The following is a 15,862-nucleotide window of genomic DNA, read 5'->3' on the forward strand; positions in this document are numbered from 1 at the left end:
ATGTCACTATTTGAAGCCCTTTCTTTCTTGAAAATTATCTAAACGACTTTCGCTTCTCATCTTGAATTTTAATTTAATCCAGCTTAGAGCTATTGGAAATCCAAAAGCTAATGGTATGAGAAATAAAAAAGGTCTATTATTTGAAGCGAGTAAAGCTGAGGATATTGAAAGTGCGCCGAGAAGAACCGAATTACCTAATGATTGTTGAGCATTAATCATTCTTCTGAGTTGTCTGTCTGATTCACCCATTCGTACTTGAAGTTGCAAGTCGCCTTGTTCCAGTCTCTCTAGATTGTCATCTAAGCGTTTTGGCAACCCAACAGCTTTGCTACCTATTTCAGTAACTTGTCTTCCTAATTCATTAAATAGGTCATTAGAGTCTGGATTTTTTGAAGTCATTAGCGGGAGAAGGAAGGGTTTTGCTATTGCTATTAAGTTAAATTCTGGGTCTAAATATCTTCCAACTCCTTCAAAAGTTGATAATGCTCTAAAAACAAAAATCAGCTCAATTGGTATTCTAAAGGGTTTCCCATAAGCTAGTTCAGATATATCTCCAGAGAGCTTTTCTATAATTTGAGAATCAAATGGGGGTGTTAGAGCTTCATTTAGCATTATTCTTATTAATCTTCTAACTGGACCTATTTCGACATCTTTTTCTATTAATCCAGCGATTTGAAGTTCTTTGACTAGTCCACTAACATCTCTCAGCGCTGCGGCTTTTATCATTGAGTTGAGTCTGCCTCTAATACGCTCAGAGACAAAACCCATCATCCCAAAATCATAGTAAATAAGAGAACCACCCTTAGACACAGCTAAATTTCCGGGGTGAGGATCAGCATGGAAAAAACCATAATTAACCAATTGTTTTAAATAACTTGTAGCTCCAATCTTTGCGATTAAAGAAGTATCAATATCATTTCTTTTTAGAGATCTAATGTCATTTATCTTGATTCCTGGTAAATACTCTAAACATAAAACTTTACTTGTACTTAAATCCCAAAATACACTTGGGATTAAAATATCTGAGTCATCTATAAATTGTTGTTTGAACCTTGCAGCATATTGAGCTTCAATTCGAAAATCTAGTTCTCTGAGTAATACTCTCTTAGACTCCTTTGCAATACCTACCCAGTCGTTACCTCGACTTAGAGCCTTTATTCTTTGAACTACTTTTGCTACTTGATTCATTACCTCTAAGTCAAGTCTGAAAAACTTTTCTATGTCTGGTCTTTGAATTTTGAAAATAATATTTTTATCACTAATTAATTTAGCCTTATGAACCTGAGCAAGTGATGCTGAGCCAATAGGTATTTCATCAATATGCAAAATCTTATTATAAGAATTTCCAAGTTGTGTTATTAATATTTCTTTAGCTTTTTCAAATGAAAAAGGAGGAACTCTATCTTGTAGAGAGCTAAGCTCATCTACCCATGCAGATGGAATGACATCGGCTCTTGCGGATAAAAGTTGGCCTAATTTTATAAATGCTGATCCTAGATTAACTAATTCTTTTGTAATCCATTTTGCTCTTAAAGTATTTCTTTTTTCTCTTCTTTTAGCGGTATATCCTTTTAAATAAGTCCATTTCTTAGAATCGAACCATAAATAGAAAAGTAAACCTAATAATATTATCCAAATCCTAAGGGCTCTTCCAAATCTTTGAAGTTGACTAGCTAGAAATATCAATTTCCCCCCTCAATATCTTTGTTAATACCGATAACCTTTGCTCTGAGATTATCTATTTTAATTTGAATTAAATCTTCTTCACTTGATTGTTCCTTTGAATTTCGAGCTGCTGTTGAATTTTTCATTTTTTCTAGACGTTCAGATTCTTCAATAACCTCTTCTTTAAAGCTAGACCACTCATTTTGGAGCTTTTGAGGTAATTCTTCAGCAATTTCAGTGAATTCTTGGGCAGAATTGATTACTTTCTCAGTTATCCGAGCTGCTATTCGGTTGATAGCTGCTTTTAGCAGTATTTCTGAGTCGCTCAATGATCTAATTAATCAGCTTTCACTCTAGAATATTTAAGGTTTTTTGTGACTTCAGATTGAAACTGGATGTATGCAGATTTGCTATTAATCAATTAAATCTATTTAGAAGATTGTTCGTTATCGCTCAACCACGAATATTTTCATTAGAGTTTAAGAATACAAACATTTGATTTGATTTGATTTGGGGTAAAAGTTTAATCTATTAACTCAAGTGATCTCAAAACATCCTTTTCTCTTCTTGAAAGAGACCAAAACCTAACTAAGAGATTTTCCATTGGAAACCATTGAAACTGATGTAGTAATAGTTGGTGGTGGGCCTGCTGGTTGCAGTTGTGCACTTTACACTTCCCGAGCAGACTTGAGAACAGTAATTCTTGATAAGAATCCTGATGTAGGTGCTCTAGCGATAACTCATCAAATTGCCAATTATCCTGGAGTTTCTAGTGAAATGAGTGGAGAGGCCTTGTTGAAATTGATGAGAGATCAAGCTACTCAGTATGGTGCTGATTATCGCAGAGCCCAAGTTTTTGGAATTGATGCTAGTGGTGACTTGAAAACTATTTATACCCCAGAGGGGACTTTTAAGGCAAAGGCACTTGTAGTTGCTAGTGGTGCAATGGGAAGACCGGCCTCTTTTAAAGGTGAAGCTGAATTCCTGGGTAGAGGAGTAAGTTATTGCGCCACTTGTGATGGAGCTTTTTATAGAGATCGTGAAGTCGCAGTTGTTGGTATTAATAAAGAGGCAATTGAAGAAGCAAATGTTCTCACAAAATTTGCTTCCAAAGTTCATTGGATAACATCAAATGATCCAAAATCAGATGATCATCATGCGCAAGAACTATTATCTAAACCAAATGTAAACCATTGGAGTAAGACAAGGTTAATGCAAATTGAAGGGAATGATTCAGGTGTAACAGGTATTAAGGTTAAGAACCGTTCAATTGATAGTCATCAAGATTTAGCTCTTGAAGGTGTTTTTGTTTATATGAGCGGTTCAAAGCCTATTACTGATTTTCTTGGTGATCAGGTTGCTTTTAAGGAAGATGGTGGAGTTTTGGTTGATGACTTTATGTCGACAACAGTTGAAGGGGTTTGGGCTATTGGTGACATTAGAAATACTCCTTTTAAGCAAGCTGTTGTTGCTGCATCTGATGGATGTATAGCTGCTATGGCAATAGATAGATATTTAAATAGCCGGAAATCAATTCGTGTCGATTGGGTTCATGCTTAATGATGCAATTGATAAGTATTTTTAAAGAGGAGTTGCTTCAGAAACATATGCCACACCACCGTAGTAACTAAGAACATTTTTTATATTTTCTCGTATCTTTTCAATTATCTCTTGCTCACAAAAAATAATTACGTGTGCATTTGATCCAAATCCAGTAAATTCCATGTCTTCTGTGACAATTCTTTCTGGACCTCTTCCAGTTGCATGTTTCATAACCGTATAGCCAGGAACTTCAGCTTTTTCTAATGCTGATAGAACATCATTTAGTTCTCTTTCACTAAAAATCAAGTCAAGTCTTTTCATGTAATCAAGTTACCCCATTGATGGAATCATTGTGTTTACTAAGCCCATATATACTGGTATTCCTATGATTATGTTAAAAGGAAAAGTTAATCCAAGAGTGGTCGAAATGTAATAACTAGGCCGTGCCTCAGGAACAGTCATTCTCATTGCTGTTGGTACAGCTAAGTAAGAAGCACTAGCGCATAGAACTACAAATAACAGAGCATTGCCTGGGTCTAAATCTAGAAATCTAGCTACTAATGATCCTAGTACTGCATTAACTATTGGCATGAATATTGAAAACATAATGAGAAATGCACCAGTCTTATTAAGACGAGCGAGGCGTTGAGCAGCAATAACTCCCATGTCTAGAAGGAAAAAACATTCTGCTCCATAGAACAATTCAGCTGTGAATGGTTCCATTTTTTTTATGTCAGATGGATCAAACGCGGATGTCAAAAAACCTATTAGAAGGCTACCAAGTAACAAATAGACAGAACCATTTAACATCGACTCATGAAGAATTGATCCCCATTTCATTTTCCTTTTAATCGGCCTATCTTTGGGCGCTCCAAATTTGACTAAGAGAAGACCAATTATTATTGCAGGAGATTCCATTAGTGCTAAAGCTGCGACCATAAAACCATCAAAGGGTATATTTTGACTTTCGAGAAAACTTTCAGCAGTTATAAATGTCACGGCACTTATTGATCCATATGCTGCTGATATTGCGGCTGCATTAAAAACATCAAATTTAAATCTCAGTACTAAAAAGCAAATAAGTGGGATTAATAGAGACATTAATATTGCTGCTATCACAGTTGGAAGAACTGGATAAGCAAAACCACTTTTTTGAAGCTCAATCCCCCCTCTGAAGCCTATTGCAAATAAAAGATATAAAGAAAATAATTTTGGTAACGGAGATGGGATCTCAAAATCAGACTTGAATAAATATGCAGCTGCACCCAAAAAGAAGAAAAGTATTGGCGGACTTAAAGCATTTTGGATGAAAAGGTTTTGTCCCATTTCTTGTTAGATTTTAAAGTAAGTAATCAGATAAAATATTGATTATCAACCATTGAGGTTGTCAATTGCAGCTGTTAGGGCTTCTTTTCTTGAGCCAATTACGTCAACTCCAAATTTAGCAAGTCTCTCTTTTACTCTTCCTGTTGCACCAGCAACATATGCTTTCCTTGAGTTGCTTAACGCTTCCTGAACCATATCTTCAATTGCTAGAGTTGCAGTAACTCCAAGTCTGGGAACATCAGTGATATCAAGAATTAGAACTTTATAGTTTCTTACAAGCATCATTCTTTCAGTAATTCCTTTCGCTGCTCCAAAACTAAGTGGCCCTTTTAATCTAAATAGCATTACTTCTCCAGCACAACGATCTAAAAGTGCTTTTTCATCTGAGGGGAGTTGTGCATTTGCTGCATTGTTATTTGAAGCTGAATCGAATGGGTTGTCAGCCTCCATGCCCTCCAATTGTGTCTCTGTAATTGAATCGATAGTGAGCATATTTGCTATGAATACACCAACCAGTACAGCCCATATCAAGTCCCAGAAAACTGTCATTAAGAGGACTCCATACATCACACTTGCAGTTTTCAGAGAAAGTCTGTGAGCTCTTAATAAAAATCCCCAATCAATAATGTCTAATCCAACTTTTATTAAAATGCCTGCAAGTAGAGCTGTAGGTATCTGAGCGGCTAAGGGACCAGCCCCAACTAGAACTAATAGCAATACAACTGAATGCACCATTCCTGAAATTGGAGTGGAACCTCCAGATTTGACATTTATTACCGTTCTCATGGTTGCACCCGCTCCAGGCAAACCTGTAAAAATCCCAGCTACTGCATTTCCAATACCTTGTCCAATTAATTCTCTATCAGAATTGTGTCTAGTTTGAGAAATATTATCTGCTACAAGAGATGTAAGAAGGGAGTCAATAGCGCCAAGAACAGCAAGGACTAGTCCAGCTTTAAGAATGATTGGGAAGAAATTGTCAAAGCTAGGATCTGGAAGACTTAAAGAAAGACCACCCTCTGGTATTTCGCCTATTCGGTCTATGGAGCTATCGCCAAAAAGAAGTATTGATAAAGGAGTAACTATTAATAATGCTAAAAGAGGAGAGGGGATCCATTGACTTATTTTGCGTGGGGTCAAAAAAACTATCGCCAGTGTCATTATTGCAACTGCTATTGCAGCCCCATTGGGTTCGAAATTGTTAATTAAAGTTGAAAGAGACTCTAATACTCCGCCTCGAGTTGATATTCCAAGTAGAGGACCTATTTGAAGAGTAATTATGATTACTCCAATTCCAGACATAAAGCCTGAAACGACTGAGTAAGGAACAAGCGTGATGTATTTACCAAGCCTTAAAAGGCCAAATAAAATCTGAAATAATCCTCCAATGACCACTGCAGCCATTACTAAAGGAAGAATTTCGCCAGCAGATAAATCTCTAGGTACTCCTACAGCAGCCAAACTCGCAACTACACCAGCAACTGTTACGCTCATCGGCCCAGTCGGACCACTTACTTGAGCAGGAGTTCCTCCAAACAATGCGGCGAGAAATCCAACTACGACTGCTCCGTAAAGACCGTAAATAGCTCCTCCTGAGCCAAGTGCCGCATTCCCAAACGCTAAAGCTAGTGGTAGTGCTACAACCGCAGCGGTCAAGCCACCTAATACATCACCTCTAATATTTTTAAGGTGAAAGCCATTAATTAACGCCAATCGACTCTCCTTACATGATTTGACTTGAATAAGCCTATATCTTCAAGGTTCCCTTAAGTTCTAGAATCTCTGCTTTTAAATACTTATATTGAAGAAAAATCATTGAAAAGCTTGATTTTTTCTAAGAAAATAGCGTGATTTCGATGGCATCAGATGGTTTTAAGGATTATTTCAAACTCCTTGGTGTTAGGAGAAATGCTACCAATGAAGAAATTAAAAGTGCCTTCAGAAAACTTGCTAGAAAATTTCATCCTGATTTACATCCAAATAATGAGAGGGCTGAGTCGAAGTTTAAAGAAATAAATGAAGCTTATACGATCCTTTCAGATGAAAATAAAAAAAAGTCTTATGAACAATTTCTAAATTATTGGTTCAAAAATAGAGATGGAAAGAAGAGAGATTTTTATAGGGAAAAGAATAACCAGCGCTTTGATGATTATCTAAACTTTGACGATTTTTTGAGTGATTTAATTGGAAGAGTTAGTGAGGTTGGTAAGGAAATTTACTCAAATATATCTTCAGATAATATTTCTCAAACATTAAATCTTGATGCTGAATTTAATTTGCAAATTAGTTTTTTAGAGGCTTTAAAGGGAACAACAAAGAGTCTTTTAGTTAATGATGAACGCATCGAGGTGAAAATCCCACAAGGAATTGAAACAGGATCAAAAATACGTATTGAAAAAAAGGGTAATATACATTCTGGCAAAGGGAAAAGAGGAGATTTATTGATTGTAGTCAGTATTGAGTCTCATCCGATTTGGAAAGTAAAAGGTTTAGATGTTCATGCAGATTTACCTATTTCTTTAGATGAATTAGCTTTAGGAGCAAACATTTCGGTTGCTTCTCCTCAAGGAGATACATATTTATCAATACCTTCTGGAAGTTTACCTGGGCAAAAATTGAGATTAAAAGGTCAGGGGTTGCAAAATCTAGATACCAAAGGTGATTTGTTTTTTACTCTAAAATTAAAGTTCCCTAAAAACTGGTCAGATGATGAGTTGAGACTTCTTGAAAAGCTTAGATCTGTTCGAATAGATGAACCTCGTTCGAGTTGGTTCGATCAGGCTAGGACTTAAAGGAAGTAAAATGTAGTTATCTCTATTGGTCAATATGGATCTTACTTATCGGCCCCGTCGTCTGCGTAGAACAAACTCTTTAAGAGATATGGTCAGAGAGCATAGTGTATCTGCCTCTGACTTTATTTATCCTCTTTTTGTTCATGAAGGTTCAGATATCCAAGAGATAGCAGCGATGCCAGGTTCATTTCGTTGGTCAATGGATGGATTAGTTGATGAAGTTAAGCGTGCTTGGAATCTAGGTATTAGATGCGTCGTTCTTTTCCCAAAAGTTCGTGATGAGCAAAAAACAGAAGATGGAGCTGAATGTTTCAATGAAAAAGGTTTAATACCAAGGGCTATTGAAAGATTGAAAACAGAGATACCTGAGATGTGTGTTATGACTGATGTCGCCTTAGATCCTTATTCTTGTGATGGTCATGATGGAATAGTTAGTAATCAAGGAATAATTTTGAATGATGAAACAGTTGATTATTTATGTAAACAAGCAGTTGTTCAAGCACAATCCGGGGCAGATTTAATTGGTCCTAGTGACATGATGGATGGAAGAGTAGGAGCCATAAGAGAGGCCTTAGATGATGAAGGTTTTGAACATGTAGGAATAATTAGTTACACAGCAAAATATTCATCTGCATATTACGGACCTTTTAGAGAGGCTTTGGATTCTGCTCCTAAATCATTATCAAATAAGCCTATTCCAAAAAATAAAAATACCTATCAGATGGATCCAGCTAATGCTAGAGAAGCCATAACAGAAGCTCAACTTGACGAACAAGAGGGGTCGGACATCCTCATGGTTAAACCAGGTTTGTCTTACTTAGATATTATTTACCGTTTGAGAGAAGAATCAGAATTACCAATCGCTGCTTATAACGTTAGTGGTGAGTATTCAATGGTTAAAGCTGCTGCTCAAAGAGGTTGGATAGATGAAAAGGCAATTGTTTTGGAAACTTTATTGAGTTTTAAAAGAGCTGGAGCAAATCTTATCCTTACATATCACGCATGTGATGCCGCAAGATGGTTAAAAGACTAATAAAGTTGATTAATACATTTATTGAAATTTGAACTTCAATCTATACTAATGATAAAAAAACAATCAGATTTGAATATAAATAGCGTTCATCGTCTCGGTCATGTAGCGATAAGAGTTGAAGATGTTGATAGGGCGAAAGAATTTTACATCGGCTTGGGAATGAAGCTCGTTTGGGATGATGTTGATTGGTGTTACTTAGAAGCAGGGGAGACTAAGGATGGCTTGGCATTGCTTGGACCGGGCTATAAAGCTGCTGGCCCTCACTTCGCATTTCATTTCACTAAGAGGGATGAAATAGAGAGAATTCATGATTCTTTGAAAAATCAAGGTATGAAGGTTGGTGCTTTGCATGATCATCGTGATGGCACTTCCTCTTTTTACTTGAAAGACACAGAGGGTAATTGGTTAGAAATGCTTTATCACCCATTAACAGGAATACCAACAAATCAATAGACTTATAAAGACGAATGGGATTAACAAAAAATCATGATGATTCTCAAAAGTCACAAATAATATCAGAGTCTTTGGATTTGCTTGAATGGCCAACTGTTTGTAGTCATTTGTCTACATTCGCGCTTACTCCACAAGGTCGTAACAAATGTGAAAGCTTTGATTTACCAGTAAATATATCTATAAGCCAAGAGCTGTTGAGTCAAACATTAGAAATTGGGTCATTAGATAGTTCTCTTGATGGAGGAATATCTTTTGAAGGTGTGCATGATTTGGAAAATATTCTTTTAATATGTTCCAAAGGTGGTGTCGCCGTAGGTGAGGATTTGTTAAAAGTAGCTGATACTTTAAGAGCTGCTCGAAAACTACGAAAACTAATTTTTGATCAATTGATACGTCCACGACTTTCTGAATTACTTAAAGATATTGCAACTTTGCCAGATTTGCAAAAACTCCTCGAATTTGGGCTGGATGAAGGCGGGCGAATTGCAGATCGTGCTAGCCCCAAGCTATCTGAATTAAGACGTCATAGGAATTCTGTCCGTCTTCAAAGAAAAGATATTCTTCAAGATATCATTCAGAAATATGGTGGATTACTTCAAGATAAAATTATCTCAGAGAGGTATGGTAGACCTGTTTTAGCGTTTAAGGCTGGGACTTCTGATCAGATCAAAGGAATGGTTCATGATAGTTCAGCCTCAGGAAATACGATCTATGTCGAGCCACAAGTTGTCATATCAATAGGAAACCGCTTAGCGAAGATAGATTCTGAAATTTCAGATGAGGAGAGAAGACTTCTCGCTAATTGGAGTAAAGAGGTTGGCCTTAATGCAAATGTAATAGCTCATTTAGAAGAAATACTTTTGCAGATTGAGTTCTCATTAGCTAGAGCACGTTATTCTCAATGGCTTAACGGAGTACCAGCAATTCTTGATGAAAGGGAAAATACACTTTTCGAGATCAAAGATTTTCGTCACCCTCTATTAGTATGGAAAGATTTCCATGAAAAAAAGAATAGAGTTGTACCTACAAGCTTTGATGTTGCCAGTGATTTGAAAGTAGTAGCAATTACAGGTCCTAATACAGGTGGCAAAACAGTAGCTTTAAAAAGTATTGGTTTAGCAGTTTTAATGGCAAAAGCCGGATTGCTTTTGCCTTGCGCAGGCTCACCAAAATTACCTTGGTGTAAAAATATTTTAGCTGATATTGGTGATGAGCAATCTTTACAGCAGAATTTATCTACATTTAGTGGACATATTCTACGTATAAGTCGAATCCTTGATGCTATAGCTTCATTCCCTGGTACGACTCTTGTGCTTTTAGATGAAGTTGGGGCAGGAACCGATCCAACCGAAGGTACAGCATTGGCTATGGCGCTCTTAAAGATAATGGCTGATAGAGCAAGATTAACTATTGCAACTACTCATTTTGGACAATTAAAAGCACTCAAATACAGCGATTCAAGATTTGAAAATGCATCAGTTTCTTTTGATAGCGAAACTATAAAACCAACCTTTAATTTGCAGTGGGGAATTCCTGGTCGAAGTAATGCAATTGAAATTTCAAAGAGACTAGGTCTCGATGAGCAAGTGATTAAAAGTGCTCAGGAATTTATCAATCCTGCAAGCGTTGATAATGTTAATCAAGTTATTCAAGGCTTAGAAAAACAACGAGAACGTCAACAATCAGCTGCTGAGGATGCTGCTGCTTTATTAGCTAAAACCGAATTACTACATGAAGAATTGCTTAATAGTTGGCAGAAGCAACGTCAACAATCGGAAGAGTTTAATGAACAAGGAAGGTTCAAATTGGAGTCATCAATTCGTGAAGGCCAAAAAGAAGTTAGACATTTAATTAAACGCTTGCGCGATCACAATGCTAGTGGTGAGACAGCACGAATCGCTGGTCAACGATTGCGGCAAATTGAAAATGGATATCGAAGCGATAAGCGAATCCAGCATATTCAGAGTTGGTCCCCAAAGATTGGGGACATAGTTAGATTGTCTTCTATTGGTAAAGCAGGTGAAATAATTTCTTTTTCAGATGATGGAATGCAATTAACAGTGCTATGCGGTGTGTTTCGAAGCAAAGTCAGTTTAACTGAAGTAGAGAGTCTTGATGGTCTAAAGGCGGAAATAAATCCACTTGTGGAAGTAAAAACTTCGCAGGTAAGAAAAAATCTATCCTTAGTACGTACTAAAAAAAACACCTTAGATGTAAGAGGCTTACGCGTGCATGAAGCCGAGGGGGTAATTGAAGAAAAATTGAGAAATTGTTCTGGAGCTTTATGGGTTATTCATGGAATTGGTTCTGGAAAACTGAAAAAAGGTTTGAGGAAATGGTTTGATTCACTTTCATATATTGAAAAAGTAGCTGATGCTGAACCGCATGATGGCGGTCCTGGATGTAGTGTTGTATGGATGGTTGATTAAATTCGAGGTGAAAGTTATAAACAGTTTTTTAATTCTTTAATTCAGCAAGTATAAATTTAAGAATTATTCTTTAGTTTATTGATAATAGATATTTCTAAATGCAATTTATTGATCAGGCCATTATTGACGTCAAGGCAGGTTCAGGTGGTGATGGTATCTCTGCTTTTAGAAGAGAAAAGTATGTTCCAGCAGGCGGTCCTGCGGGAGGAGATGGAGGACAAGGAGGCAATGTTGTTTTAGAGGCTGATGATAACTTGCAAACTCTTTTGGATTTCAAATTTCAGAAATTAATCTCTGCCGAGAATGGTCAGAGAGGTGGTCCCAATAAATGTACAGGAGCATCAGGAAGAGACACTGTACTTAAAGTTCCATGTGGAACAGAGGTAAGACATCTCTCTACAAATATTATTCTTGGTGATTTAACTCATAAAGGCCAGCAACTTGTTGTCGCATTTGGAGGAAAAGGAGGTTTCGGTAACGCTCGTTATTTATCAAATAGCAACAGAGCTCCAGAAAAATTTACTGAAGGAAAAGATGGAGAAGAATGGTCATTGCAATTGGAATTAAAACTTCTAGCAGAAGTCGGAATTATTGGTTTGCCAAATGCAGGTAAAAGTACGTTGATTTCTGTACTCTCCTCTGCAAGGCCAAAGATTGCTGATTATCCATTTACAACTTTAATTCCTAATCTAGGAGTAGTAAGAAGACCATCAGGAGATGGAACAGTTTTTGCAGATATTCCTGGTTTAATTTCAGGAGCGTCAAAAGGTATTGGCCTAGGGCATGATTTTCTAAGACATATTGAAAGAACAAAGGTTTTGCTTCATTTAATAGATTCAGCATCTAACGACCCGATAAATGATTTCAAAACTATTAATGAGGAATTAAGGTCTTATGGTCATGATTTGATTTTTAGGCCTAGAATTTTTGTTCTTAATAAAAAAGAATTATTAAATGAAGATCAAATTAAAAAATTTGTAAATAAAATTCATGAATTAACGGGAAAAAAGGTACATATAATTTCTGCAGTAACGAAATTTGGTCTAAATGATTTATTGGATTCTATTTGGAACGAACTTGGATATTAATTAATTGTTATGAGTGAATCATACCTACTTGTCTAACAGTTAATTCTTGGTCATAACTAAGATAAAGACTTTAAATTAATGGATTTTTACAGTTGTTTTGATGGAGAAGGAGAAATTATTGCTCGTTGCCAGACTGATCAAGATATAAACGTTCTAAGGAAAATGGGCAGACCAATAGCCGAGGTACGCCAAATGAAAAGCGAGGAGGCAGTTGTATGTTCCTTAACAGGCAGTCCATCAGATTTTAATATGGATTATTAATTGGACTAATAAAACAAAAAAGGGGGCACTTACCCCCTTTTTTGTTTTATTTATTGTTTTAAATATCAATCGTCGTATACCAAGCATTCTGGTTCGTCAGGGTTGGCGTCGCAGAAAAGCTCTAGAGCATTTGGGTCATGCTTGTCTTCAGGATGATGTTCTTTATATTCCTTGAGTGAATTAAGTTCATCTTCTAGGTGATGGAGCTTGGATTCATTTCCCTGAGCTTTTGCTTCTTGGATCTCAGATTCATCCTTTTTAATATGCTCGTCAATAGTTTTCATAGCGTCTTGTAAGAGCAGGATCGTTTGAATAACACAATAATTATGACGGAGGAATATTGCACGTGGTTTGTAAATTTGGTTGGATTTCCTCACCATTCCCTGACTTAAGGGATACAAAAATGACCTTTCGTAGCTTTTCTCTTTGAATTGGTAATTGGTTGATTTATTCAACTATCAGATACTTTTAACTTCCTTTGGCTTTCTAAAAAATCAAAAACGCTTTTATCTCCTATATCAGCTTCTGCCGGAAGGTTGAATTTCCTGATTCCCATTAATAGCAACAGCAAGGAAGACACTACTAGCATTGTAAAAGTAAAACTTTCATTAGCTAATTCAGTTAAATAACCAATTAAAGCAATTGGAATAAAAATCGTTATGCCTATTGCTTCAATTCTTCTAAAACAAAAAAACTCTTTGAAACCGATACCAGTTAAAGAAGCAAAAAGTGGACCGATAAGTAATATCAATTTTGGATTTTCTCTGATGCCATACATGAGATTTGTTACTCCAAAATGATATGAAAGTATCAGAAATCCAATACAACCGAGTATCCAGAAAATTGTTAGTGCTTGATGTAAAGGTCTTAGATATATATGTATCCACTTAAGACTTAAACCAATACTTATTGACATGCATAATAGCCAAATCCATATTTGATCAGATCCATTAATAAACCATTGAGCTATCCCTATTGAAAAGAATAAGCCGCAGAAAAGAATTGATAAGCGGTAAAAGATAACTTCTTTTTTATCATTAGAAGTTACTATGAAATCTCCATAGACTCCTTTGATTGGATTAGAAGATTGAAAGTAGGAATTTTCTTGTTTCATTTTTGATAATTACTGATTGACGATTTTGCTTATACTTTCACCTTGAGGAATAATACTACTTGGATTCAATGGAAATAAAGCCCCAAAATAGTCTTTTCTCCAAGCATCTGCATCACATGTTTTTTTTATATTATATAAATTAAAAAAAGTTTTTCTCCATCTAATTATATTTGGAAATGATTTAATTGGCTTTTTGCTGCACTTGAAAAGTGGCTCATAAACAGATTCCCATCTGATCAGAGTAGGAAAAAGCCTTATGTCAGCAATTGTTAAATCCTCACCACAAAGCCAAGGCCCATTTGAGTTAAGACTTTCTTCTATAATATTCATAGCTGAAAACATATCTTTAGAAGCTTTTTCATAAGCTTTTTGGTTCCTAGCAAATCCACATTTATAAACTCCATTATTAATATTTTCTTGAATTAGATTTTGCCAATTGAATATTTTTTGATGATGAATTTTTGGATTGAAGTCTGTATTGTTTATATTTATAGGCCATGAGTTTAGGATCTCTAATAGGTCAGCGCTTTCATTATTTATTAATTTGAATTTCGATCTATCCTCTTTGCCTGGATCAAATAACATTGGCACTGTAGCTCTTTTGACTTGAGAACCATTACATTTTTTATATAGATCTTGAAGGGTTTTAGATCCTTTTAGTTTGGGTTCAAATATCCATTTGCCGCTCGAAGTATTAACTTGAGCGATTCTTAGATTAATTGTTGCTTTTAACCCTTTTATTTCATGCATTATCCATACCCTGTGAGCCCAGGGACAACTTTGGCCAACAATCAAATATGGCATTTGATCAATATCCCTATTTTCTAAATCGTCTTTAGTAGGGATTTGAATTTCCGGTTGGATATTTTTAGGTCTCTTGTAGTTGCCTTTTGAATCTGCAGGTGCAAGCCCATTCATTAAAATATTCCATTCACAATTCCAAATTTCTTTAGCCGCTTTTACAAGTATTGGTGGTGTACCCATGAATTTATTTTAAGCTTATAAGTACAAGTTAAGTTTTTTATTGATCATGCAGCTACAGGTTCTTCTAGTGGCTGGTACACATGGTAATGAGATAAACGGTATTTTCCTTTTCGATCAATGGGAAAAATCACCTTTTTCAATAAATACGCATGGGATTAAAACTTGTAATGTAATAGGAAACCCTGAAGCAAAAAAGGCTGGGAAAAGATACATTCACCAGGATTTAAATAGGAGTTTTCACGAAGAATCATTTTTATCCACTAATTCTTCAATTATTGAGGGAAATAGAGCAAATGAATTAGTAAGCCTTTATGGCGAGGCAGGAGTAAACCCTTGTCAAATAGCATTAGATTTTCACACAACTACAGCCTCCATGGGAAGTTGTCTAGTGGTTTATGGGAGAAGAGACGCAGATTTAGCTTTGGCTTCTTTAATACAAAATAAATTAGGTTTGCCGATATATCTTCATGAATCTGATCAAAAACAAAAAGGTTTTTTAGTTGAATCTTGGCCTTGTGGACTAGTTGTAGAAATTGGACCTATTGGTCAGGGCCTCTTGAATTCGAGAATTATTTCGCAAACAAAATTGATTCTTGAGACTTTGATGGAACAAATTCATCAAGTTAAGAACTTAAATCTCTTTTTCCCTGATAAATTGATAATTCATAGGCATATTAAAAGTATTGATTTCCCTAGAGATGAAGAGGGCAATATTGATGGATATGTGCATTCTTTGAGGCAGTCAAATGATTGGCTGGAATTAAAGAAAAACGATGAATTGTTTTCTAAGTTGAATGGAGAAATAATTAGGTTTAAAGAAGATGAAAGTTATATACCTGTATTTATAAATGAAGCTGCTTATGCGGAAAAAAATATAGCTATGAGCTTTACTAAAAGAGAATTATGGAAATTTAAACAAGAATGGAAACAATCACTTATTGATTTAATAAATCAGAAATAAGTTCTCTCGCTCCAATAAACAATTGCTCCTTGAGCTTCTAATTCATATTTCCTATGGCGAGCATCACATAGAGGAACCCTCTCTTCAAGCCTGCGCCCATTAATCAGCCATTTGATTAGAACCAATTTGCGACCTCAAAGGCTAAATCTTAAAAGAATCTTAAGACCGACTGGGTACTTCTTGAGTGCAACCTACTGATTCTCTTCATAAATTG

17 protein-coding genes are annotated in these 15,862 nt (G+C 35.9%); 8 read left to right on the forward strand and 9 right to left on the reverse strand.

Features of this window, described 5'->3' with window-relative positions:
* Positions 1-6: 6 nt before the first annotated feature.
* Together AC6EIZ_RS09365 and AC6EIZ_RS09370 are read right to left on the reverse strand one after the other, a co-directional pair.
* Positions 7-1,686, reverse strand: a complete 1,680-nt coding sequence (locus AC6EIZ_RS09365; RefSeq protein ID WP_498510730.1) for an ABC1 kinase family protein — start codon at positions 1,684-1,686, stop codon at positions 7-9.
* Positions 1,683-1,994, reverse strand: coding sequence for a hypothetical protein (locus tag AC6EIZ_RS09370; RefSeq protein ID WP_498510732.1), 312 nt, complete (start codon positions 1,992-1,994; stop codon positions 1,683-1,685). Before AC6EIZ_RS09370 ends, AC6EIZ_RS09365 begins: the two co-directional genes overlap by 4 nt.
* A gap of 274 nt (positions 1,995-2,268) precedes the next feature.
* On the opposite strand from AC6EIZ_RS09370, the gene AC6EIZ_RS09375 reads away from it, so the two are divergent.
* Positions 2,269-3,225, forward strand: a complete 957-nt coding sequence (locus AC6EIZ_RS09375; protein WP_498510734.1) for an NAD(P)/FAD-dependent oxidoreductase — start codon at positions 2,269-2,271, stop codon at positions 3,223-3,225.
* Between the two features lie 21 nt (positions 3,226-3,246).
* On the opposite strand, the gene AC6EIZ_RS09380 is transcribed toward AC6EIZ_RS09375, so the two are convergent.
* From AC6EIZ_RS09380 to AC6EIZ_RS09390, 3 genes are read right to left on the reverse strand one after another with little or no spacing between them, the layout of a single operon-like run.
* Complete coding sequence (locus tag AC6EIZ_RS09380) at positions 3,247-3,528, reverse strand: P-II family nitrogen regulator (RefSeq protein WP_498510736.1); 282 nt, start codon at positions 3,526-3,528, stop codon at positions 3,247-3,249.
* Positions 3,529-3,537: 9 nt separating this feature from the next.
* Entirely contained in the window at positions 3,538-4,533 is a 996-nt protein-coding gene (locus AC6EIZ_RS09385; protein WP_498510738.1) for a sodium-dependent bicarbonate transport family permease, read from the reverse strand.
* 45 nt (positions 4,534-4,578) lie between these two features.
* Positions 4,579-6,246, reverse strand: coding sequence for a SulP family inorganic anion transporter (locus tag AC6EIZ_RS09390; RefSeq protein ID WP_498510740.1), 1,668 nt, complete (start codon positions 6,244-6,246; stop codon positions 4,579-4,581).
* Between the two features lie 143 nt (positions 6,247-6,389).
* Here AC6EIZ_RS09390 and AC6EIZ_RS09395 point away from each other — a divergent pair, with 143 nt between their 5' ends.
* The 6 genes from AC6EIZ_RS09395 to AC6EIZ_RS09420 all read left to right on the forward strand — a co-directional run bounded on the left by AC6EIZ_RS09395 (position 6,390) and on the right by AC6EIZ_RS09420 (position 12,589).
* Entirely contained in the window at positions 6,390-7,325 is a 936-nt protein-coding gene (locus tag AC6EIZ_RS09395; protein ID WP_498510742.1) for a DnaJ C-terminal domain-containing protein, read from the forward strand.
* A gap of 34 nt (positions 7,326-7,359) precedes the next feature.
* Positions 7,360-8,358 (forward strand): porphobilinogen synthase, encoded by a 999-nt coding sequence (gene hemB / locus AC6EIZ_RS09400; protein ID WP_498510744.1) that lies wholly within the window; start codon positions 7,360-7,362, stop codon positions 8,356-8,358.
* A 48-nt stretch (positions 8,359-8,406) separates the two neighbouring features.
* Positions 8,407-8,811: a VOC family protein gene (locus tag AC6EIZ_RS09405; RefSeq protein WP_498510746.1), complete on the forward strand. Its 405-nt coding sequence runs from the start codon at positions 8,407-8,409 to the stop codon at positions 8,809-8,811.
* 14 nt (positions 8,812-8,825) lie between these two features.
* On the forward strand, positions 8,826-11,240 hold the full coding sequence (locus AC6EIZ_RS09410) for an endonuclease MutS2 (protein WP_498510748.1): 2,415 nt from the start codon (positions 8,826-8,828) through the stop codon (positions 11,238-11,240).
* Between the two features lie 98 nt (positions 11,241-11,338).
* Positions 11,339-12,328, forward strand: a complete 990-nt coding sequence (cgtA, locus tag AC6EIZ_RS09415; protein WP_498510750.1) for an Obg family GTPase CgtA — start codon at positions 11,339-11,341, stop codon at positions 12,326-12,328.
* Positions 12,329-12,406: 78 nt separating this feature from the next.
* Positions 12,407-12,589: a hypothetical protein gene (locus AC6EIZ_RS09420; protein ID WP_498510752.1), complete on the forward strand. Its 183-nt coding sequence runs from the start codon at positions 12,407-12,409 to the stop codon at positions 12,587-12,589.
* A gap of 65 nt (positions 12,590-12,654) precedes the next feature.
* Here the strand turns inward: AC6EIZ_RS09420 and AC6EIZ_RS09425 are convergent, their stop codons facing one another.
* The 3 genes from AC6EIZ_RS09425 to AC6EIZ_RS09435 all read right to left on the reverse strand — a co-directional run bounded on the left by AC6EIZ_RS09425 (position 12,655) and on the right by AC6EIZ_RS09435 (position 14,687).
* Positions 12,655-12,873: a CP12 domain-containing protein gene (locus tag AC6EIZ_RS09425; protein WP_413677231.1), complete on the reverse strand. Its 219-nt coding sequence runs from the start codon at positions 12,871-12,873 to the stop codon at positions 12,655-12,657.
* A 167-nt stretch (positions 12,874-13,040) separates the two neighbouring features.
* A complete protein-coding gene (locus tag AC6EIZ_RS09430) occupies positions 13,041-13,703 on the reverse strand; it encodes a DUF2301 domain-containing membrane protein (RefSeq protein ID WP_498510754.1) in 663 nt (220 codons plus the stop codon).
* A gap of 9 nt (positions 13,704-13,712) precedes the next feature.
* On the reverse strand, positions 13,713-14,687 hold the full coding sequence (locus tag AC6EIZ_RS09435) for a glutathione S-transferase family protein (protein ID WP_498510756.1): 975 nt from the start codon (positions 14,685-14,687) through the stop codon (positions 13,713-13,715).
* Positions 14,688-14,730: 43 nt separating this feature from the next.
* Between AC6EIZ_RS09435 and AC6EIZ_RS09440 the strand changes: the two genes are divergently transcribed.
* On the forward strand, positions 14,731-15,648 hold the full coding sequence (locus AC6EIZ_RS09440; RefSeq protein ID WP_498513255.1) for an aspartoacylase: 918 nt from the start codon (positions 14,731-14,733) through the stop codon (positions 15,646-15,648).
* Here AC6EIZ_RS09440 and AC6EIZ_RS09445 read toward each other — a convergent pair.
* Complete coding sequence (locus AC6EIZ_RS09445) at positions 15,639-15,773, reverse strand: YWSERL motif small protein (protein WP_498510758.1); 135 nt, start codon at positions 15,771-15,773, stop codon at positions 15,639-15,641. The two genes, AC6EIZ_RS09440 and AC6EIZ_RS09445, sit on opposite strands and share 10 nt — an antisense overlap.
* Between the last annotated feature and the right edge of the window lie 89 nt (positions 15,774-15,862).

The organism is Prochlorococcus sp. G4PB16 (genome assembly GCF_059772465.1).

What these genes read in the sequence shown, in the direction of transcription:
- AC6EIZ_RS09380 (WP_498510736.1), bottom strand. Translation starts at nt 3,528, where the DNA reads ATGAAAAGACTTGACTTGATTTTTAGTGAAAGAGAACTAAATGATGTT.
- AC6EIZ_RS09385 (WP_498510738.1), bottom strand. Translation starts at nt 4,533, where the DNA reads ATGGGACAAAACCTTTTCATCCAAAATGCTTTAAGTCCGCCAATACTT.
- AC6EIZ_RS09395 (WP_498510742.1), top strand. Translation starts at nt 6,390, where the DNA reads ATGGCATCAGATGGTTTTAAGGATTATTTCAAACTCCTTGGTGTTAGG.
- hemB (WP_498510744.1), top strand. Translation starts at nt 7,360, where the DNA reads ATGGATCTTACTTATCGGCCCCGTCGTCTGCGTAGAACAAACTCTTTA.
- AC6EIZ_RS09405 (WP_498510746.1), top strand. Translation starts at nt 8,407, where the DNA reads ATGATAAAAAAACAATCAGATTTGAATATAAATAGCGTTCATCGTCTC.
- AC6EIZ_RS09410 (WP_498510748.1), top strand. Translation starts at nt 8,826, where the DNA reads ATGGGATTAACAAAAAATCATGATGATTCTCAAAAGTCACAAATAATA.
- cgtA (WP_498510750.1), top strand. Translation starts at nt 11,339, where the DNA reads ATGCAATTTATTGATCAGGCCATTATTGACGTCAAGGCAGGTTCAGGT.
- AC6EIZ_RS09420 (WP_498510752.1), top strand. Translation starts at nt 12,407, where the DNA reads ATGGATTTTTACAGTTGTTTTGATGGAGAAGGAGAAATTATTGCTCGT.
- AC6EIZ_RS09425 (WP_413677231.1), bottom strand. Translation starts at nt 12,873, where the DNA reads ATGAAAACTATTGACGAGCATATTAAAAAGGATGAATCTGAGATCCAA.
- AC6EIZ_RS09430 (WP_498510754.1), bottom strand. Translation starts at nt 13,703, where the DNA reads ATGAAACAAGAAAATTCCTACTTTCAATCTTCTAATCCAATCAAAGGA.
- AC6EIZ_RS09435 (WP_498510756.1), bottom strand. Translation starts at nt 14,687, where the DNA reads ATGGGTACACCACCAATACTTGTAAAAGCGGCTAAAGAAATTTGGAAT.